Genomic DNA, 20,965 nt, shown 5'->3' on the forward strand with positions numbered 1-20,965 from the left:
ACCCTGTTAGAATATTCTGTGATTATCCTTTTATAAGGTGGAAGTGCTGTTAGGTGTAAAACAGTGTCTATGAAATTTTGAGAATAAGCGAGCATTTGGAAGATATTCTTACTTTATTGAGGGAGGAGAAGAGAGAAATGAAAATCAATAACAACATTCAAGCGTTAAACGCTTACCGTAACTTAAATCAAAACCAACTACAAGTCTCAAAAAACTTAGAAAAACTATCTTCCGGACTTCGGATTAACCGCGCAGCCGACGACGCAGCGGGACTTGCTATCTCTGAAAAAATGCGCTCCCAAATTCGCGGTTTAAAACAAGCGGAACGAAACGCGATGGACGGTATCTCGCTCATTCAAACAGCAGAAGGAGCCATGCAAGAAATCCATTCGATGCTCCAGCGTATGAGAGAACTCGCCGTCCAAGCAGCAAACGACACGAACACCGATGACGACCGAAAACAAATTCAAAAAGAAATTAACGCGCTACTAGATGAGGTCGACAGTATCTCTGAGAAAACAGAATTTAATACGAAGAAGTTACTGGATGGCTCGAGTGCACATTTTTCTCGTTTTGTAACAGATGCGAATGGAGAGGAAATGAATGGGGGTAATCTACCTGCCGTGCCAACACCTGCTATTTCAAGCGCTAAATCAGGAATATATGAATTGAAAGTAACATCGGATCCAGTAAGTGTGAAAGCCAGTTTTACCGACGATAATGAAGTAGGACTGAAAAATGTAAGTGTTACTGGTGAAGGGGTCCTAGGTGAGTATATCATTAAAGTGTCAGAGTATGAGGCTAATGATGACGATGATTCAGCAACAGCTGAAGGTGCTAACAATAATCCAGCAACAGCTGAAGGTGCTAACAATAATCCAGCAACAGCAAATATTACAATCACCTCTCCAGATGGACAGTCCGAATTTTATGGAGGTAAAGAGCTAACTGAAGACTTATCATTAGATTTTAATGGTATTACTTTTGAGATTAATGGAACAAAGATAGAGCGTGATGGTGATGCAACGGTGACACTTTCTGGTACGGTGACATTTAAATTAACCCTTGACGGGGAAGAGTTAGACGAAGTGAACGATATCACAGAAGGTACTTTTTCTGTTAATGGTGATAATGTAATGGTTCAAACTGTTGTTCAAGGGTTAGAGATTCAACTGAACAATGAAGTACAAGCAGGTGAAACTTCTACTTTCCAAATCGCAAATGATGCGCTTGCTTTTCAAATTGGACCGAATAGTGAACAGCAAGTGCTAGTTGATATTCCAATAATGAATGCGAAAGAACTTGGTTTAAAAGATGGAGAAGAGTATATTTCCGTTATGACTCACGAAGATGCAGATGCTGCTATTGCTGCTTTTGATGCTGCGATAAATAAAGTTTCTGATGCGAGAGCACAATTAGGTGCGGTGCAAAACCGGTTAGAACATACGATCAACAACTTACAAGTGACTCATGAAAACTTAACGGCGGCGGAATCTCGCATTCGCGATGCCGATATGGCCCTTGAAATGACCGAGTTTACTCGGAACAACATTATTAACCAGTCAGCAACGGCGATGCTTGCCCAAGCGAACCAACTACCACAAGGAGTATTACAACTACTTCAATAATTTTTTGAAACGTGCTACGATACGAGTAGCACGTTTCTCTTAAAGGTTGTGAAGCGATGGATATTCAACGAGTGATGCAAACGGGGGTTGCTCCGCCTACGAGTAAAACGAAGCAAGAACAAGTGACATCATCCGTCACTTTTACCGAAATTATTAATCAGCGCAGAGAAGAAAAAGCGTATGAACGGTTTACGAAGATGATTGAAGAGATTGATCATCAAGGGAAGCTGTTGGCGGAATCCCGCACGGTGGAGACGTTAAGAAAATATAAACAGCTCGTGAAAGATTTTCTTGAAGAAGCGGTGGAGCACGGTTTGAAAGTGGAAGAACGGCGCGGTTTTAACCGCCGGGGTCGCACGAAGTTGTACAAAATAGTAGAAGAAGTGGACAAAAAGCTTATTGAGTTGACGGACGCCGTGCTTGCGCAAGAAAAGAAAAGAATCGACATTCTTGATAAGGTCGGTGAAATTCAAGGCTTGCTCGTAAACGTATATGCATAAACGGGAAAGAACTATTCAAATGAGTAGTTCTTTCCTTTTTTAAAATGACCGACTTTTCACTCAAGAAAAGAAGTAGTAAACATTTTAGTATAGTGAACAAATATTCATTTTATTATAAAAATAAAATCATAATTAAATAAAACCACTGATACCGCCGCTATTTTTTTTGGACTAAAACATAAAAAGGTTGTACATCGCAAAAAGCTCTTCACTTTTTCAAATAGTCAAATATCCATTCATATGGTATACTAAAAGGCATTAAATCAACGAAATTACCGTAATTTTTTGCACATATTGACAGAAAAGTGAGGGAGAAAGTTGGAGGAGCAAGTAAAGTTATATGACACAACACTCCGGGATGGAACGCAAGGAGAGGGAATTAGTTTATCAGTGGAAGATAAACTAAAAATCGCAAAAAAATTAGATCAACTTGGAATCCATTACATTGAAGGAGGATGGCCTGGAAGTAACCCGAAAGATATGAACTTTTTTGAGAGGGCGAAAGAGTTACAGTTGGAACAAGCTGTGATTACCGCGTTTGGTAGTACTCGCCGTCCGAATATAGAAACGGAAAGAGATCCGAACTTACAGCGCATTTTAGACAGTGGTGTGAAAGCGGCGGCGATCTTTGGGAAAACGTGGGACTTTCACGTGACAGAAGCGCTTCAGACAACGTTGGAAGAAAATATTGCCATGATTTATGATTCCGTACGGTATTTAAAAGAAAACGGATTAGAAGTAATTTTTGATGCGGAACATTTCTTTGATGGCTATAAACATCATCGTGATTATGCGCTGGAAGCGATTAAAGCAGCAGAGAAAGCAGGAGCCGATTGTTTAGCTCTTTGCGATACGAACGGAGGGACCCTTCCGTCTGAAATTGCGGAAATTGTGAAGCACGTTACTGAGGAAGTATCGATTACAGTAGGTATTCATTGCCACAATGACTGTGAATTGGCAGTGGCGAACTCATTAGAAGCAGTGAAAGCGGGAGCTCGGCATATTCAAGGGACATTTAACGGGTATGGAGAGCGATCCGGCAATGCCAATCTCGTCTCCATTATTCCGAATTTACAGCTGAAGATGAATGTCCCGGTCGTCTCCGACGAACAATTACAACAACTGACCAATGCTTCTAAATATATTCATGAGCTAGCCAATCAAACGCCGCCAAACAATCAACCATTTACAGGAAAGAGTGCTTTTGCCCATAAAGGTGGCATGCATGTGAGTGCCGTATTAAAACATCCGGAAACGTATGAACACATTCAACCGGAAAAAATAGGAAATGAACGTCGCGTCCTTGTTTCTGAATTATCCGGGCAAAGCAATTTACTTTTTAAAGCGAAGGAGCTTGGCATTTCTCTTGATAAAAACGATCCGGTTGTGAAAGAATTGATTCAAAAAGTAAAAGAAATGGAACACCGTGGCTACCAATACGAAGCGGCGGAAGCTTCCTTTGAACTATTGTTGCGAGAAGGAATAGGAGAATCTTACAAATATTTCACCCTCGACCACTTTAATATTCTTACGCAAAAAGATGGTGATTTTACTACGGAAGTACTTGTTAAGTTAAACGTGCAAGGCGATTCCGTGGTGACGGCTGCAGAAGGAAACGGACCGGTAAACGCTTTGGACCACGCCCTTCGAAAAGCGATTGGAGAGTATTATCCTCTCGTAAATGAGATGTACTTATCCGACTATAAAGTCCGCGTTCTAGATGGAGGAGATGGAACGGCATCCACGGTACGCGTACTAATTGAATCGACGAACGGTAAAACGACATGGAGTACCATTGGTGTATCCACCAATGTGATTGAGGCAAGTTGGTATGCATTGGAAGATAGTATTCGCTACTACTTTATGAAGGAAGAGCATCGCTTGGAAAAAAATAACGTCGTGGCGTTTATTCCAGAAGCTGGAGTAAAAAATCATTAATGGCAATAGAAGGTGGAAAACATGGCGAAAGAATTAACGCAAAACGAAGCAAAGGGGTATTTTGGTGAGTTTGGAGGCAGTTTTGTTCCACCGGAATTACAAACCGTGCTGGAACGCTTAGACGAGGCGTTTCAAACGTATCAAAAAGACCCTGCCTTTATGGAAGAATACAATTACTATTTGAAAGAGTACGTCGGTCGTGAAAATCCGCTCACTTTCGCGGAGAGATGGACAAAAGCGTTAGGTGGCGCAAAAATTTACTTAAAAAGAGAAGATTTAAATCATACCGGTGCCCATAAAATAAACAATGTCATTGGCCAAATTTTACTTGCAAAGAAAATGGGGGCACATCGCATTATTGCTGAAACGGGGGCGGGACAACACGGAGTTGCCACCGCTACCGCTTGTGCGATGATGGATATGGAATGTGTCATTTACATGGGAACAGAAGACATTCGTCGCCAGGAGTTAAATGTGTTTCGGATGGAGTTGTTAGGGGCGAAAGTTGTTTCCGTGGATAAAGGAAATGGTCGCTTAAAAGATGCAGTCGATGAAGCATTAAATGACTTAGTGGAAAATTATGAGACGACTTTTTATTTGCTAGGTTCAGCAGTCGGTCCTCATCCATATCCAAAGATGGTACACTATTTCCAATCTGTCATCAGTGAAGAGTCTAAACGACAAATTCTTGAAAAAGAAGGGAAACTGCCGGATGCGGTCGTTGCTTGTGTTGGTGGCGGCAGCAATGCAATTGGTGCCTTTTCTGCGTATTTAAAGGACGAAGATGTGCGTTTAATTGGCGCAGAACCGGCAGAAGCAGCAACGCTCACTGAAGGGGTTCCGGCAGTGTTGCACGGATTTAAATGTCTTTGTTTACAAGATGAAGACGGAAATCCTGCTCCAACCAATTCTATCGCAGCGGGGCTTGATTATCCTGGCGTCGGACCAGAACATAGCGCGTTGAAATTATCGGGGAGAGCAGAGTACGAAACGGTGACGAAAGCGGAAGTCCTTGACGCATTTCAAGAGCTATCTCGTACGGAAGGAATCATTCCTGCGTTGGAAAGTGCCCATGCGTTAGCGCTTGTGAAAAAGCTTGCCCCAACGATGACGGAAGATCAAATCATCCTTGTTAACTTGTCCGGTCGCGGAGACAAAGACGTAGCGGAAGTGAAGCGATTATTGGAAGAATAAAATGCTATATGAAACTGGTCTTCACCGATGATGGGGAAGACCAGTTTTTAATTATAGCACGGTTGCTTCATCTAAAAAGGCAAGGACGATGGCGGCAAGAAGAAAACAATAAAGAGCAAAATAAATAAGACGCCCTTTTTTCAAAAAATCAATCAACCAGATGATTCCAATGAGAGAAGTGACAAAGGACGTAATAAAAGCAGCAATTAACGGTCCCGTTCCAATCGTACGAAAAGATCCCGCTGAAATATCAGTAATGGCTAAAACAGAGGAACCTAAAATAACCGGGATGGATAGCAAAAAGGAAAAACGAACCGCTGTATCCCTATTCAGTCCTGTATATAAACCTGCAATCAGAGTACTTCCTGAACGGGAAATTCCAGGAATAACGGCGAGAGTTTGAACAAAACCAATGATGATTGCGTCAAACCAAGACATTTCTGATTCTGATTTGTTTCCAACTTGATGAAAACGTTCAATCGCAATTAAGAAAATCCCCGTAAGTGCCAATGCAATAGCAATCATTATTGGCGTTTTCAATGCGTTTCCCACAACATCTTCTAACATGACACCGAGAAGTCCAGTAATCATCGTAGCTACAATTAAATATAATCCAAAATAAAATTCCGAACGATCTTCTTTCTCTCTTTTTGCAAGATATCGAAAAAATGCTGAAACGATGTGCGTAATATCTCTCCAAAAAAATAAAATGACCGCAATAATAGAGCCGAGATGCAAGAAAATTTCAAAAGAAAGACCTGGGATCGAATATCCGAGTAGTAGTTGCGCAATGATGATGTGGGCGGTACTGGATATTGGTAAAAACTCGGCAATTCCTTGTACTGCACCAAGTATAATTGCTTCCACAATGCTCAATGTGATCACTCCTTATGTATCCTTAGATAGTGTAGCAAAAGTGCCTCCAACTTGGAAGCGTCTTTTGGTCGATCGGAAATATTCTACGTGAACGTTTTCCACACTTGTCTATACTTATTCAATTAATGAGTAAACATTTCATGATAAAATGAAAACATAAAGTTGACCAGGAGGGAGACGATGAACAAATCCGTTTTTTCAAGAATTGTGCTCGTAATGGCGGTGATTGCGGGCGTTTATGTCATTTTGACGAATCTTACGTTAAATAAAGTAGGGATAGAAATAGGGGATCAGGCACCAGATTACACATTACCGACGTTTGAGGGTGAATCTCGTTCTTTGTCAGATTATGAAGGGAATATTATAGTGATGAATATGTGGGCGTCTTGGTGTGAGCCTTGTACGAGGGAAATACCTGATTTAATGAAACTGCACGATACATATGATGAGGTGACGCTAGTCACAGTGAATATGAATTCTTATGAAAGAAACCGTGAAGATGCCGAGGCGTTTGTTCGAGACTTTCAAATGGACCGTATCCCATCTTTGATTGATGAAGAAGGAGAAGTCGCTTCTCTTTATCAATTACAACATTTACCTACCACCTATGTGATGGATGAAAATCGTGTCATCGTCGATCGCATTGATGGAGAAACGACTTTTGAACAATTAGAAGCGCGTCTTGCGAACCATTTTTCCCATTTGGAAGAATAATGACATAGGGAATGAGGGATAATTGTTTTTTTACTACATACATTGGATTGAGGTGGTCCCTATGTATGTAGAAAAAAACGTTCGTGTTGTTCGTATTTTAGAAGAAAATGAAGACGTGCAAAAAATTGCAACGGATGGGGGAGCAGGACGAGCGATTCTTTATCGGAAATTATTACCGAAAGTAGTACCGGGAGATATTGTCCGTGTGAATGTAACTGCAACGACATTGAAGCTCGGTACGGGAGGATGGGATATTGTCATCTCCACTTCCCAACCATTTTTTACGTCGACTGAAAAAGGACATATTATGAAAGCTCGTTATACTTCGAGTCAACATAGCGTCAATGCGGTAGATGCGCCAGAACATGAAGACCACGATTTTTTTCAACACAATTTTGATTTACGAGGAAAAAAAATACTTCTCGCGGAATTACATAGTATGTTACCTGTACTTTTAGGTGTGATTTTGACAAGATATCAAGCAAAGACGGTCGGTGTCATTTTATCCGACGAAGCAGCGATACCTGCCGGATATAGTGATCATATGCAATATTGGAAACAACATGAACGAGTGACGGTCGTGACCACGGGGCAAGCTTTTGGCGGAGAGATCGAGACCACAACCATCCCCAATGCAATACAATGGCTTGTGATGAAACGAAAGGCAGATGTTCTTATCATTTCGATGGGACACGGAACCATTGGTACGAACACACCTTATGGTTTTAGCGGGATGGCGCTTGCGCATTGGGCTAACCTCGTCGGTGCTTTAGGCGGTATTCCTATTTGGATTCCTCGTTTATCTTTTCAAGAAAAACGTAAACGCCATTACGGTTTGAGTCATCATACCCTCACACCGTTAAAACATTTCACCTACGTACCGTCTCTTCTGCCGTTGCCGTTATTACCAAAAGAACAACACCATTTTTTGAAAAATCAACTTAAATTATTACGGGACGCACCGGTAACCGTGATTTACGTCCAAGTGGAGAAGTGGTACGCTCATTTTAAACGTTGGTACCCAACATACCCATTACCTCTTCGAACGATGGGGCGTCCTGTGACAAATATTCCAGAATTTATTCAAGGCATTTTAGCAGCAGTTGCATTAAGCGGGAAGGAGATTGCTATGGATTTTCGTGAAAAAACGATTCGAACAAAGTCTATTTATAAAGGGAAAATTATTGACGTGAATGTCTATGATGTATCTTTACCGAACGGAGGAGAAAGCAAACGAGAAGTAGCCCATCATCCCGGTGCTGTGGCAGTCATTGCGATGACCGAGTCGGGAAAAATTGTTCTCGTTCGTCAATTTCGCAAAGCGTTGGAAAAAGAGATTTATGAAATACCGGCTGGAAAACTGGAACAAGGGGAAGCACCAATTGAAACGGCTTATCGAGAATTAGAAGAAGAAACCGGATACCGCGCAAAGGAATTAACGGAAATTACTTCCTTTTACACGTCTCCAGGTTTTTCCGATGAAATTATCTATCTGTTTGAAGCAAAACAGTTATCCAAAGGAGTGGCACAAGGGGACGAAGATGAATTTGTAGAAATGGTGGAAGTCACTTTAGAAGAAGCTCAACAAATGATAAAAACAAAAGCGATTCATGATGCGAAAACGGTGTTTGCGATTTATTACCTATTACAACAAAAGGAGCAGGAATAGATTTCGTTTCTTTTTCATAGATTGGAATATGTCCTGAAAAGGGGGGCAATTCCATGAAAGAAAACATCATCCATATACTTCGGCAGCATTGGTATGAATGCCGATCCTTTTACTGGTTTTCGCTCGTATTGTTGTTTATGGGTGTTTTGTTTGGTGCCGTATTAGTAAACAGTTTATCGTTACCGTTAAAAAATGATTTATATGGCTTTTTACAATCGTTTTTAGTCACCTTTGAAAACAGTGCCGATGTCACCAATCGAGAGATTTTTTTGCGCAGCTTTACCCACCATGGAGGATATATCGGGTTGATGTGGGTATTGGGGCTGTCGGTAGCCGGCGTTCCGTTTATATTAATTTTATTATTTTTAAAAGGGGTCGTGTCCGGATTTACGATTGGATTTTTAGTGCAACAAATGGGCGCAAGTGGATTTTTTCTCTCTTTTGCGTCAATTTTTCCTCAAAATTTGGTCATTATCCCCGTGTATATGGTGATGGCAGTCGTTTCCATTGTCATGTCTCTTCAAATTATTAAACATTTATTTAAACAGAATCGGACAACCTTAGTACCTTCTGCGATCGGAAAATCGGTGGTTGTCTTTGCGCTGATGCTTATTTGTCTCGGAATTGGTGCGTTTATCGAAGGATATTTTACGCCTATCTTCATGCGGGGGGTTATTCAATGGTTCATGTGATATTTAAATTATAATAATTCTAAATTTCTTTTTATAATAATTATTATTTGACACCTTCCCTTCCTATTACTATAATAAATACGTAAGCCGTTAAAAGTAAGGGGAGAGTGGATGTGGAGCAACGGATTGATCGAATAAAAAAGCAACTTCATTCTCAAAGTTACAAGTTAACTCCTCAACGGGAAGCGACCGTACGTGTATTGCTTGAGCATGAAAAAGATCATTTAAGCGCAGAAGATGTATACTTACTCGTAAAAGAAAAAGCACCTGAAATCGGTCTTGCAACGGTTTATCGTACGCTTGAATTACTAAATGAATTAGAAGTTGTTGATAAAATAAACTTCGGTGATGGCGTATCTAGATATGACCTTCGGAAAGAAGGAGCCGAACATTTTCATCATCATCTCGTCTGCATGGAATGCGGAGCCGTCGATGAGATTCAAGAAGATTTACTAGGTGATGTGGAAAAAATCGTGGAAAAAGAATGGAATTTTAAAATAAAAGACCATCGCTTAACTTTTCATGGTATTTGTCATCGTTGTCAAGAAAAACCGGCGAAAAAAAAGGAAAAAGTGAATCCTACGCAATAACGAAACACCTTTTCATCCCGAGATGAAGAGGTGTTTTCCGTGTTTTTATGTATATAATTTTTTACCCATGTCATAGATAGTACTAGTTTTAAATCTTTTTTAAGAAAGGAAGGATAGACATGACAAAATGGGTGATGCTCGGAATCGACATGATCAAAACAGCATTGATTCTCATCGGATGTCTCCTTTTTTTCTATTATGGTATTATATGGTTAAGTGAAAATTATAAAGGAGATGAACGATTAAAAACCCCAACGACAAATGTCGAACAAGTTCAAGAAGCAGAAAATGATCATTTCTTTTACGTGAGGTAACAGAAATGATGAAGGGGGAGGAAACATGAAATGGGAATTAATTGACTTTATTCATTACTGCCAAGTGGAGAGAGGGTTATCAAACAACACCCTTTCTTCTTATGAAAGGGACCTTAAAAATTATTTTTCTTCCCTTGAGAAACAGGGGGTGAGCGATATGAGACATATTCAACGAACACACATCGTTCAATTTTTATATGATTTAAAAGAAAAAGGGAGATCGACTGCTACGATTTCACGTCATATTTCTTCCATTCGGGCTTTTCACCAATTTTTGTTAAGAGAAGGAAAGATGTCTCATGACCCGTCGGAATTAATAGAGATACCAAAAGGAGAGAAAAAGCTACCGGATGTGTTGTCTATTTCCGAAGTAGAACGGTTGCTGGAAGTAAGTGATGGAACGACTCCATTAGATAAACGAAATAAAGCGATGCTCGAACTGATGTATGCTACTGGTCTTCGTGTGAGTGAACTGTGTGAATTAAAAATAACCGATATTCATTTACATATGGGATTTGTGCAATGTATGGGAAAAGGAAACAAAGAGAGAATTATTCCTCTTGGGGAAGAAGCACAAGTAGCGATTGAACGCTATTTAGAAAAAGGACGCCCTTTTTTAATCAAAAAGAAGCGTCATGATTTTTTATTTGTCAATCATCATGGTAATCCTCTTTCTAGACAAGGGTTTTGGAAAATATTGAAGGAAAAAACGAAACAAGCAAGAATTGAAAAAAAGATTACTCCCCACATCTTACGTCATTCTTTCGCAACGCATTTACTGGAAAACGGCGCCGACTTACGTTCCGTTCAGGAAATGTTGGGTCATGCCGATATTTCCACGACCCAAATATATACCCATGTGTCCAATTATAAATTAAAAGATGTCTATCAAACGTTTCATCCTCGAGCATAAGAAAGGAGTTTGACATGTCGTATCCATTTCAAAGAGTCTTTTTAATCGTGCTGGATTCCGTTGGTATTGGGGAAGCACCGGATGCTCATCTTTTTGGCGATAAAGGAGCAGATACGCTCGGGTCGATTGCCGAAACAGTCGGACTTCATCTGCCGACGATGGAAAAGCTTGGTCTCAGTCATATTAAAGCGTTACCCGGAATGGAAAAAGTAGCTTCTCCCCTTGCTCATGTCGGAATCATGGAAGAAGCTTCTAAAAGTAAAGATACATTAACGGGTCATTGGGAACTGATGGGTTTATATATCGATGAACCTTTTCAAACATTCCCGGGCGGATTTCCAAAAGAATTAATAGATCGCATCGAAAAGAGGACCGGACGGAAAGTGTTAGGGAATAAAGTGGCTTCCGGTACGAGAATTATTGAAGAACTTGGTCCAACGCATCTGGAAACAGGGGGATTGATTGTATATACGTCGGCCGATTCTGTATTACAAATTGCAGCCCATGAAGAAGTGATTCCCCTTTCGGAATTATATGATATTTGTCATATGGTGAGAAAGTGGACCACCGATCGACCGTATAAAATTGGTCGCGTCATTGCGAGACCTTTTATCGGAACTCCTGGTGCTTTTGAGCGCACTTCTCATCGACAAGATTATGCGCTAAAACCGGTGGATAAAACAGTGTTAGACGGATTGGAAGAACATGGTCTTGATACGATTGCTGTCGGGAAAATTCATGATATTTTTCATGGAGAAGGAATTACCAAATCGATTCGCACGTCATCAAACGATGATGGGATGGAGAAAATAATTCAATCTTTGAATCAATCTTTTACCGGTTTGTTGTTTGCGAATTTAGTAGATTTTGATTCAAAGTACGGTCACAGAAGAGATCCAAAAGGCTATCGGGATGCGCTCGAACGTTTTGACGCCAAACTTCCAACTATCATCGAGGGCCTCTCAAAAGACGATTTATTAATCATTACTGCCGATCACGGAAATGATCCAACGTTTAAAGGGACCGATCATACGCGAGAACTCGTGCCGTTGATTGTATACCATTCTCGCATTGAAACGAGCAAACATTTAGGAAGACGGAAAACGTTTGCGGATGTCGGGGCAACCATTGCCGAGAATTTTCACGTGCAAGCCCCTTCTTATGGAGAGAGTTTTTTATCTTTCGTTTTGGACTAAAAGAATGAAAGGAGGGATCACAATGCCTGTTACCGAAGAGATGTTACACATGGTTCGCCGCTACATTCATGAAAAACCGACAATTGGTCTGATTCTTGGATCAGGACTTGGGGAATTTGCTGAGCAGATGGAAAATAAAAGGACGGTACCGTATGAAGAGATCCCTCATTTTCCCGTGTCGACCGTTTCCGGCCATTCCGGTCAATTGATATGCGGTGAAGTAGAAGGAGCAACCATTCTCGCCATGCAAGGTCGTTTTCATTATTACGAAGGTTACTCCATGGAAGAAGTTATTTTACCTGTCCGACTGATGAAAAAATTAGGGGTGCGTACGCTCATTGTCACCAATGCGGCAGGCATCGTGGCAAAATCCTTTTCACCTGGCGACCTTATGTTAATGACAGACCATTTAAATTTCATGGGAAATAATCCCCTCATTGGACCGAATGATGATCGAATAGGACCACGGTTTCCCGATCTGTCCTCCGCTTATTCTCCTATCCTCCAACAACTTGCAAGAGAAGCGGCCAAAGATGTAGCCATTCCGTTAAAAGAAGGAGTATATGCCGGAGTGACCGGTCCAAGTTATGAAACACCAGCAGAAATACGAATGCTTCGCTCATTAGGTGCTCATGCAGTCGGAATGTCTACAGTGCCCGAAGTCATTGCTGCCGTCCATCAAGGGATGGATGTATTAGGAATTTCTTGCTTAACGAATATGGCAGCAGGACTTACAGATGAACCGTTAGATCACGAACAAGTCATCACTACTGCAGAGCGAGTGAAAATAGATTTTATGAAACTAATGAAAAAAATCGTATTTTTAATGAATCAGAAGGGAGAAGTGTAAATGACAAGCGAATGGGAAAAAGTAGAAACAGCCGTTTCTTATATCAAGAAAAAAACAGAGATCAAACCAACCATTGGCATCGTCCTTGGCTCTGGTCTTGGGGATTTAGCGTACGAGTTAAGCGATCATACGCGTATTCCGTATGAAGACATTCCTCATTTTCCCCTTTCTACGGTGGAAGGACATGTTGGACAGTTAGTCTTTGGTCAATTGGAAGGGAAAAATGTTGTGTTAATGCAAGGTCGTTTTCATTATTATGAAGGATATTCAATGAAAGAAGTTACTTTTCCCGTTCGGGTGATGCAGCAGCTTGGTATAGAGACATTTGTTGTGACCAATGCTTGTGGCGCGTTGCACTCAACCCTTTCTCCAGGGGATTTACTTGTCATTCAAGACCATTTAAATTTAACGGGAACAAATCCATTGATTGGAAAAAATGATGAACGTTTCGGCCCGCGTTTTCCGGATATGAGTGATGCCTATGACAAACAATTACAACATCTTGCCCATCGTGCAGCCGAAACGCTTGGTTTTTCTTTAAAACAAGGGATATATGCTGGAATTTCCGGTCCAAACTACATGACGCGAAGTGAATTAATCATGGTGAGACAGTTAGGAGCGGATGTAGTTGGAATGTCGACGGTGCCTGAAGTTATCGTTGCTCGGCACGGTGGCTTACCAGTACTGGGCATTTCTTGTATTACTGACATGGCAATTGGAGAAACAATGGAAGGAATTTCTCATGAAGAAGTGATGGAAGTGGCCCGTCAAACAAAACCGCGTTTTATGTCACTCATGAAAGAAATTATTAAACAGCACCCGTAAAGAAATGAGGGAGAGAGATGCGAGCGGTAGATATTATTCAAAAAAAACGAGATGGTCACGCATTGTCCAAAGAGGAGATTGAGAACTTTATTTCTTCTTATACAAAAGGGACAATTCCCGATTATCAAGCAGCGGCTTTATTAATGGCGATTTATTTTCAAGGGATGTATGAAAGCGAAGTGTCGGAATTGACAAAAGCGATGGTTCATTCGGGAGAGACGGTAGACTTATCTATGATTCAAGGAGTGAAGGTTGATAAACATTCCACTGGGGGAGTGGGAGATAAGCTGACATTGACCGTCTTACCAATCGTTGCTTCACTCGGTATTCCTGTTCCGAAAATGTCTGGAAGAGGTCTTGGGCATACCGGTGGAACGATTGATAAGTTAGAAGCGATTCCGGGGTATCAAACGGAATTAGCGACCGAGCAATTTATCGACCTTGTGAATAAAAATTATATGGCTGTCATTGGTCAAAGCGGCAATTTAACACCAGCAGATAAAAAGCTATATGCCTTGCGGGATGTAACAGCGACAGTCCATTCGATCCCGTTGATTGCAAGTTCGGTCATGAGCAAAAAAATCGCTGCCGGGGCGGATCGAATCGTGCTCGATGTCAAATGCGGAGCGGGTGCCTTTATGGAAAACAGAGAAGAAGCAATGACGCTTGCCAAAACGATGGTCAATATTGGTCACGCGCTTGGTCGAAAAACAGTCGCACTTATCACGAATATGGATGAACCGCTAGGCTACTATATTGGCAATGGCTTAGAAATCAAAGAAGCAGTAGACGTATTAACAGGGAAAGGTCCGGAAGATTTGTATGAACTTACAAAGACGCTAGCGACGTATATGGTGATGTTAGGTAAAGAAATGTCACAGAAGGAAGCGGAAACGCTTGTCACCGACGCCCTTCTAAGTGGTCAAGCACGAAACAAACTAAAAGAAAATGTAAAAAGCCAAGGTGGAGATGTCCGCTATATTGAAAACACAGAACTTTTCTTACAAGCAAAAGAACAAACGACCATTACTGCACCAACGGACGGTTATATTCGTCATATTGATCCGAAGATGATCGGTCAAGGAGCGATGATGGTTGGTGCAGGTCGTGAAAAACTCGGAGATACCATTGATCACGAAGCAGGGGTTCAATTACATAAAAAAAGAGGAGACTGGGTTGAAAAAGGCGATAAGATTGCGACGATTTATCATCAGAAACAATTAAAAAAGGACGTTCTGACGCTCGTTTCCCAAGCATTTCATTGGTCTAACCATCCTGTCTCTAAAAAACCATATATTTACCAAGTCATTACGGCACCGACTGAATAGTTACACAGGTAGCTATTCAGTTTTTTTATGTATAAGGGAAGAAAATATTGGAAAAAATAGATGTAAACTTACGGGAGGTGTGTCAATTTGAAGAAATGGATGAAGCAATACATCATGGCACTTGTTGCTGTTTTTCTGATTGGAAATGGATGGATGACAATTGCATCTGCGGAGGAAAAGATTCCGGGATTACAAGAGGGAACACTTTCCGCCATCATGATTGAACAAAAAACAGGAAAAGTTCTTTATGAATATGAGCCAAATAAACAACTACCACCGGCAAGCATGACAAAAATTATGACGATGCTACTTGTCATGGAAGCGCTGGAAGAAGGGAAAATCACCCTTGAAGATAAAGTGATTGCCAGTGAACGAGCAGCTTCCATGGGTGGTTCACAAATCTTTTTAGAAGAAGGAGAAGAAATGACCGTCGATGAGTTGTTAAAAGGAGTCGCTATCGCTTCCGGAAATGACGCTTCTGTCGCTCTTGCGGAATATATAGAAGGTTCAGTCGAAGAATTTGTAGAGAAGATGAACGAACGAGCCGAAGCACTCGGTTTGAAACATACGACGTTTAAAAATCCAACCGGTTTACCGGAAGAGGGTCACGTGACCACTGCTCATGATCTTGCCGTCATGAGTCAAGCGTTACTTGAGTACGAAGACATATTAAATTATACGAAAATATATGATGATTATTTACGTAAAGGGAAAGAAAATGAATTTTGGCTTGTAAATACGAATCGGCTCGTGAAGTTTTACGACGGGGTGGATGGTTTAAAAACGGGATATACAAAAGAAGCAAAATATAATTTAACCGCCACCGCAAAACGAGGAAATATGCGGGTCATTACCGTTTTGATGGGGGCAGATACGCCAAAAGAACGGAATAAGAAAACAACAGACATGTTAGATTTTGCCTTTCAACGTTATGAATATCAAATGATTCATGAAGAAAACGAAGTGATGGGCGAAGTAGCGATTGAAAAAGGAAGGAAGACAAAAGTACCTGCTGTGTTAAAAGATACAGTTGGGATTGTGATTCCAAAAGGGAAGAATGTAGAAAATGTATCCAGTGAAATCACTTGGAAAAAAGATTTAATTGCCCCGTTAAAGAAAGGAACCGTTGTTGGAACTGTTACCTTTATGGACGGAGAAAACAAATTAGTGGAAGAAGAGTTGGTATTACAAGAGGATGCCGCACCTGCCAATTGGTTCGTTTTATTTAAACGAACATTGTCGTCTTTCATGGGGGACTTACGCGTGTAAATAGACTTCTTTTAACGAAATCACACTAGTTTTGTCGTTTGGAAAGGAGTTTCTTTATAACAAAAAGAAGAAGAGCATCACTGCTTTTGTAAAAGAAAATCACAGGGGGAGAAGAAAAATGCTTACCGTAAACTTTGCCCAAAAGCAAGATGTCTTGTTAATTCGATTAAAAGGAGAACTTGATCACCATTCGGCCAAACAATTGCGGGAAAAAACAGACCATTATTTACAGGAGAAAGATGTCAAGCATATCGTCCTTAACTTAGAAGAGCTTACTTTCATGGACAGTTCGGGAATCGGAGTTATTCTCGGAAGATATAAAGAAGTGCAACGTGCGGGCGGAGAAATGGTCGTATGTTCTATTTCAACACCGATTAAGCGCTTATTTGAAATGTCCGGTTTGTTTAAAATTTTACGTTTAGAGCATCGTGAAAGCGATGCACTACGACAGTTAGGGGTGGCGTAAAATGACAAACGAAATGAAATTGGAATTTTCCGCGGTGAGTGAAAATGAAGCCTTTGCACGAGTAAGTGTTGGTGCTTTTGTCGCGCAAATGGACCCAACGATGGATGAATTAACGGAAATTAAAACGGTTGTGTCAGAAGCGGTGACGAATGCGATTATCCATGGATATGAAGAGAACCCGAACGGCAAAATTACCATTTTGGCAAAATTGGAAGAGGAATCGATTGAATTGACGATCGTTGATACCGGACGAGGCATTGAAGATATTGAACAGGCAAAAGAACCGTTATTTACAACAAAACCTGAATTAGAGCGATCCGGGATGGGATTTACGATTATGGAAAACTTTATGGATGAAGTGGAAATAACTTCCAAAGTAGGGGCTGGCACGACCGTTTACTTGAAAAAACGGCTTGCGACGAAGAAGTCAATTTGTTATTAAGGAGAATCCAAATGGATGTTCCACTAAAAAAACAACCACCTCTTCAAGATGCTCGGGTGAGAGATTTAATTTTGCAAAGTCACAAAGGAAATCGAGAAGCCCGGGATGAAATTGTAAAGCGAAATACACGTCTTGTCTGGTCTGTCGTGCAACGGTTTATGAATCGCGGTTATGAAGCGGATGATCTCTTTCAAATTGGGGTCATTGGGTTAATCAAATCGATTGATAAATTTGACCTCTCTTATGATGTGAAGTTTTCTACTTACGCAGTTCCAATGATTATCGGAGAGATCCAGCGGTTTATTCGAGATGATGGCACGGTAAAAGTGAGTCGTTCCCTCAAAGAATTAAATAACAAAATTCGTAAACGGAAAGAAGAAAAAATGAAAGAATTGGGACGATCACCGACGATTGAAGAAATCGCAAAGGATATGGGGCTTCCGGTAGAAGAAATTGTTTTCGCGGAAGAAGCGGCTAAAAGTCTTTCCTCCCTTCATGAAACTGTCTATGAAAATGATGGGGATCCGATTACTTTAATGGACCAAATTGCCGATAAAAACGAATCGGAATGGTTTGAAGGCATTGCAATGAAAGAAATCATTAATCAATTGGAAGAACGAGAGAAATTGATCGTCTATTTGCGATATTATAAAGACCAGACACAGTCGGAAGTGGCAAAACGATTAGATATTTCCCAAGTACAAGTGTCGAGATTAGAAAAGAAAATTCTTCATAAACTGAAAAGTCAGCTGTCCGATTAAACGACAGCTGACTTATTTTTTAGTGTGGTCGTTCATTTTTCCTTCCCATGTATGTTTCCTTTCATCTCGCTCATACTACCACGTAGGAGGGATGGCTATGGAAAGACGGGTATATTTGGAGTTGTTCAACGATAAAAAAGCAATGGACAAAGAAACATTATTTGTAAAAGATGTGGCAAGGTTGGAAGGAAAAAGAGAGATCGTCTCCCAAATAGAACAACTTCCGGTGTATACGCCGACAAAAAAAGATGAAAACTACGTGGTTATCGACGTGTTAACCATCTTACAGCACATCCATTCCGCGCTTCCGGATATCCATGTCATTCCCATCGGACCGAAACAAACGGTCATTGAAATTGCTCGTGAAAAACAGCCATTAAGTCCACTATTCGTATTGTTTTTCTGGCTCTTACTTTATATTGGTTCAGCACTTGCCATTATGAATTTTCATGAAGATGTCAGCATGCTACTTGTCCATCAAAAACTATACTTATTCATTACCGGGAAAGAATTGGCACAACCGCTCCTTTTACAAATTCCATACTCCATCGGATTAGGTTTAGGGATGATTATTTTTTTTAATCACATATTTAAAAAACGCATTAACGAAGAACCGAGTCCTCTCGATATCGAAATATTTCAATATAAAAAAGGAATTGAAGACTATCTTTCCGCTACCGAAACTGATAGGAGTTCGAAACCGTGGCCTTCGAAGCATTCGCCGCAGTAATTGTCGGGTTAAGTGGGGGGCTTGCGGTCGGCGGAGGATTTGTTGCCTTCATTGCGGTACTCGGAATCATCCCAAGACTAATCCAACTGTCAAAGAGAACAACGGCATTACGATCATTCGAATGGGCGATTATTTTAGGTGCCTTAACCGGCTCGGTCGCCACATTACATGGTATTACATTAAAAGTTTCACCTTTTTTTACTCTTCCTGTTGGACTTCTTGCCGGCATGTTCATTGGGATGTTAGCAGCCGCCCTTGCTGAAGTGTTAAATGTGTTTCCGATCTTTACAAGAAGATTGAAGTTAGAAAAATATCTTATCTTTCTCATGATGGCAATTGTACTTGGGAAAATAACAGGGTCTTTGTTTCAATGGTTATTTTTCGTCAAATACTAACAGTAAAGGGATGAGAACATGGGAAAAGAAAGAAAGTGGCGATGGAAAAAGACAAAGCCCCCCCGAGAAACGAAACAAGAAAAAGAAAAAATGCCAATTTCCACCGATTTAAAAGAAAATGAAGCAATTTTAAAGGAACGACTTGGCATCGGAATTAATTTTGATGTTGGAGTACGAACCCTTCGTTTACTCGATCGCGATCTCCACTTGTACTTTGTCACCGGGTTATGTGATATGGAGTACGTGATCGAATTGTTAAAAGAGTTAATGCGTCTTGAATCGAACAATCGTGAAGACAGACCCGATGATGTGATGGAGACCATTGAAAACCATTTAACCCACGTTCAAGTGGAGTATAAAGATACCCTCGATGATTGTATCGTCGAAGTGTTATCCGGGTTAGTCTTTATCCTCGTGGATGGTGAATCCCGGGGAATCGTCATTGACGTACGCAATTATCCGGGACGAGGACCCGAAGAACCAGATAATGAAAAAGTCATTCGAGGAGCTAGAGACGGGTATACGGAAAATATTATTGAAAGTACTGCCCTTACGAGACGAAGAATTAGAGATGAACGACTGCGAACGGAAATTATGCGCATTGGGGATCGTTCCCAAACGGATGTATGTTTGTCATACATTGACGGAATCGTAGACCCGGAAATGGTCGACATCGTTCGGAAAGAATTGGAATCCATTCGTATTGACGGATTGCCAATGGCAGAAAAAGTAGTAGAAGAATACATTGTCGATCAAGGTTACACTCCTTTTCCGCTTGTGCGGTATACAGAAAGACCTGACGTTGCCGCAGCTCACTTATTAGAAGGGCACATTCTCATTATCGTCGATGCGTCACCAAGTGTAATCATTACACCGACGACTCTTTTTCATCACGTGCAACATGCAGAAGAATATCGTCAAGCACCATTTATTGGAACGTTTATTCGTTGGATTCGTTTTTTCGGGATATTTGCATCTATTTTTATTTTGCCGTTATGGTTGCTCGTTGTATTAGAACCACAATTTCTCCCGGATCCGTTTCAATATATTGGTCCAAGTGAAGACTCTAACGTCTCTGAATTTATGCAAATTTTTCTTGCAGAAATCGGGATTGAACTGCTTCGTCTTGCTGCGATTCATACGCCAACCCCGCTGGCGACCGCCCTTGGATTAGTGGCTGCTTTACTGATCGGTGAAATTGCAGTAGAAGTGGGGTTATTTACATCAGAAGTCATTTTGTACGTGGCGCTAGGTGCAATTGGAGTGTTTGCCACCCCTAGTTATGAATTAGGAATTGCCATTAAAGTAATGAGACTTGCTTTATTGATTGCTGTCGTTTCTTTTGGCAGTGCTGGTTTTGTCATTGCAACTCTTATCATGTTTTTACTGCTTGTTCGTCTCCGTGTCTTTAACAAACCATATTTATGGCCATTTTTACCTTTTGATGCACAATCTTTATGGCAAATTATGGTGCGAACCACCGTACCGAGCCTCCGATATCGTCCTCGCATTGTTCACCCGAAAGATCCAATTCGTCAAACTTCTGACTGAATGTCCGAAATCCATCTGCAACAATGGGTCTCCTATTGTTGCAGATTTTCTTTCATGTTGCTGTCATGCTTATTGTCCTTCAAAGTGGAGATGAAGAACCTTGAAATGATCTTTCATGAAATAA

Annotated in this window: 22 protein-coding genes; 21 read left to right on the forward strand and 1 reads right to left on the reverse strand. The window is 40.8% G+C overall.

Annotated features, from left to right (window positions below):
* The first annotated feature begins 137 nt into the window (after positions 1 to 137).
* The 4 genes from GJS40_RS00820 (at position 138) to trpB (ending at position 5,260) form a co-directional block, all read left to right on the forward strand.
* Positions 138 to 1,628, forward strand: coding sequence for a flagellin N-terminal helical domain-containing protein (locus tag GJS40_RS00820; protein ID WP_270895378.1), 1,491 nt, complete (start codon positions 138 to 140; stop codon positions 1,626 to 1,628).
* A 56-nt stretch (positions 1,629 to 1,684) separates the two neighbouring features.
* Positions 1,685 to 2,128: a YaaR family protein gene (locus GJS40_RS00825; RefSeq protein WP_270895380.1), complete on the forward strand. Its 444-nt coding sequence runs from the start codon at positions 1,685 to 1,687 to the stop codon at positions 2,126 to 2,128.
* Between the two features lie 318 nt (positions 2,129 to 2,446).
* Complete coding sequence (gene cimA, locus GJS40_RS00830; protein WP_270895382.1) at positions 2,447 to 4,066, forward strand: citramalate synthase; 1,620 nt, start codon at positions 2,447 to 2,449, stop codon at positions 4,064 to 4,066.
* A gap of 21 nt (positions 4,067 to 4,087) precedes the next feature.
* A complete protein-coding gene (gene trpB, locus GJS40_RS00835; protein WP_270895384.1) occupies positions 4,088 to 5,260 on the forward strand; it encodes a tryptophan synthase subunit beta in 1,173 nt (390 codons plus the stop codon).
* A gap of 51 nt (positions 5,261 to 5,311) precedes the next feature.
* Here the strand turns inward: trpB and uppP are convergent, their stop codons facing one another.
* On the reverse strand, positions 5,312 to 6,145 hold the full coding sequence (uppP, locus tag GJS40_RS00840; protein WP_333723844.1) for an undecaprenyl-diphosphatase UppP: 834 nt from the start codon (positions 6,143 to 6,145) through the stop codon (positions 5,312 to 5,314).
* Positions 6,146 to 6,316: 171 nt separating this feature from the next.
* Between uppP and GJS40_RS00845 the strand changes: the two genes are divergently transcribed.
* The 17 genes from GJS40_RS00845 to GJS40_RS00930 all read left to right on the forward strand — a co-directional run bounded on the left by GJS40_RS00845 (position 6,317) and on the right by GJS40_RS00930 (position 20,841).
* Complete coding sequence (locus GJS40_RS00845; protein ID WP_270895387.1) at positions 6,317 to 6,850, forward strand: TlpA family protein disulfide reductase; 534 nt, start codon at positions 6,317 to 6,319, stop codon at positions 6,848 to 6,850.
* A 61-nt stretch (positions 6,851 to 6,911) separates the two neighbouring features.
* Positions 6,912 to 8,519, forward strand: coding sequence for a DUF3866 family protein (locus GJS40_RS14475; RefSeq protein ID WP_333723845.1), 1,608 nt, complete (start codon positions 6,912 to 6,914; stop codon positions 8,517 to 8,519).
* Between the two features lie 53 nt (positions 8,520 to 8,572).
* A complete protein-coding gene (spoIIM, locus tag GJS40_RS00860; RefSeq protein ID WP_270895389.1) occupies positions 8,573 to 9,211 on the forward strand; it encodes a stage II sporulation protein M in 639 nt (212 codons plus the stop codon).
* A gap of 113 nt (positions 9,212 to 9,324) precedes the next feature.
* Positions 9,325 to 9,801 (forward strand): ferric iron uptake transcriptional regulator, encoded by a 477-nt coding sequence (fur, locus tag GJS40_RS00865; protein WP_270895391.1) that lies wholly within the window; start codon positions 9,325 to 9,327, stop codon positions 9,799 to 9,801.
* Positions 9,802 to 9,920: 119 nt separating this feature from the next.
* Positions 9,921 to 10,115, forward strand: a complete 195-nt coding sequence (locus GJS40_RS00870; RefSeq protein ID WP_270895392.1) for a DUF4227 family protein — start codon at positions 9,921 to 9,923, stop codon at positions 10,113 to 10,115.
* Positions 10,116 to 10,140: 25 nt separating this feature from the next.
* Positions 10,141 to 11,028: a site-specific tyrosine recombinase XerD gene (gene xerD / locus GJS40_RS00875; RefSeq protein WP_270895393.1), complete on the forward strand. Its 888-nt coding sequence runs from the start codon at positions 10,141 to 10,143 to the stop codon at positions 11,026 to 11,028.
* A 14-nt stretch (positions 11,029 to 11,042) separates the two neighbouring features.
* A complete protein-coding gene (locus GJS40_RS00880) occupies positions 11,043 to 12,224 on the forward strand; it encodes a phosphopentomutase (protein WP_270895395.1) in 1,182 nt (393 codons plus the stop codon).
* Positions 12,225 to 12,246: 22 nt separating this feature from the next.
* On the forward strand, positions 12,247 to 13,074 hold the full coding sequence (locus GJS40_RS00885; protein WP_270895397.1) for a purine-nucleoside phosphorylase: 828 nt from the start codon (positions 12,247 to 12,249) through the stop codon (positions 13,072 to 13,074).
* Entirely contained in the window at positions 13,075 to 13,899 is an 825-nt protein-coding gene (locus GJS40_RS00890) for a purine-nucleoside phosphorylase (protein WP_270895399.1), read from the forward strand. It abuts the gene before it with no gap.
* A 17-nt stretch (positions 13,900 to 13,916) separates the two neighbouring features.
* Complete coding sequence (locus tag GJS40_RS00895) at positions 13,917 to 15,227, forward strand: pyrimidine-nucleoside phosphorylase (RefSeq protein ID WP_270895401.1); 1,311 nt, start codon at positions 13,917 to 13,919, stop codon at positions 15,225 to 15,227.
* 99 nt (positions 15,228 to 15,326) lie between these two features.
* Positions 15,327 to 16,496: a D-alanyl-D-alanine carboxypeptidase family protein gene (locus GJS40_RS00900; RefSeq protein ID WP_377902094.1), complete on the forward strand. Its 1,170-nt coding sequence runs from the start codon at positions 15,327 to 15,329 to the stop codon at positions 16,494 to 16,496.
* A gap of 118 nt (positions 16,497 to 16,614) precedes the next feature.
* Complete coding sequence (spoIIAA, locus tag GJS40_RS00905) at positions 16,615 to 16,962, forward strand: anti-sigma F factor antagonist (protein ID WP_270895405.1); 348 nt, start codon at positions 16,615 to 16,617, stop codon at positions 16,960 to 16,962.
* A 1-nt stretch (position 16,963) separates the two neighbouring features.
* Positions 16,964 to 17,404: an anti-sigma F factor gene (spoIIAB, locus tag GJS40_RS00910; RefSeq protein ID WP_270895407.1), complete on the forward strand. Its 441-nt coding sequence runs from the start codon at positions 16,964 to 16,966 to the stop codon at positions 17,402 to 17,404.
* An 11-nt stretch (positions 17,405 to 17,415) separates the two neighbouring features.
* The gene (sigF, locus tag GJS40_RS00915; RefSeq protein WP_270895409.1) at positions 17,416 to 18,165 is read left to right on the forward strand and encodes an RNA polymerase sporulation sigma factor SigF; all 750 of its coding nucleotides are present in this window, start codon (positions 17,416 to 17,418) and stop codon (positions 18,163 to 18,165) included.
* A 97-nt stretch (positions 18,166 to 18,262) separates the two neighbouring features.
* Positions 18,263 to 18,895, forward strand: a complete 633-nt coding sequence (locus GJS40_RS00920) for a stage V sporulation protein AA (protein ID WP_270895411.1) — start codon at positions 18,263 to 18,265, stop codon at positions 18,893 to 18,895.
* Complete coding sequence (locus GJS40_RS00925; protein WP_270895413.1) at positions 18,868 to 19,290, forward strand: stage V sporulation protein AB; 423 nt, start codon at positions 18,868 to 18,870, stop codon at positions 19,288 to 19,290. Before GJS40_RS00920 ends, GJS40_RS00925 begins: the two co-directional genes overlap by 28 nt.
* 18 nt (positions 19,291 to 19,308) lie before the next feature.
* Entirely contained in the window at positions 19,309 to 20,841 is a 1,533-nt protein-coding gene (locus tag GJS40_RS00930; protein WP_377902092.1) for a spore germination protein, read from the forward strand.
* The last annotated feature ends 124 nt before the right edge of the window (positions 20,842 to 20,965 follow it).

It is taken from the genome of Aliibacillus thermotolerans, from assembly GCF_027853235.1.
Classification (GTDB): Bacteria; Bacillota; Bacilli; order Bacillales; family Marinococcaceae; genus Aliibacillus; species Aliibacillus thermotolerans.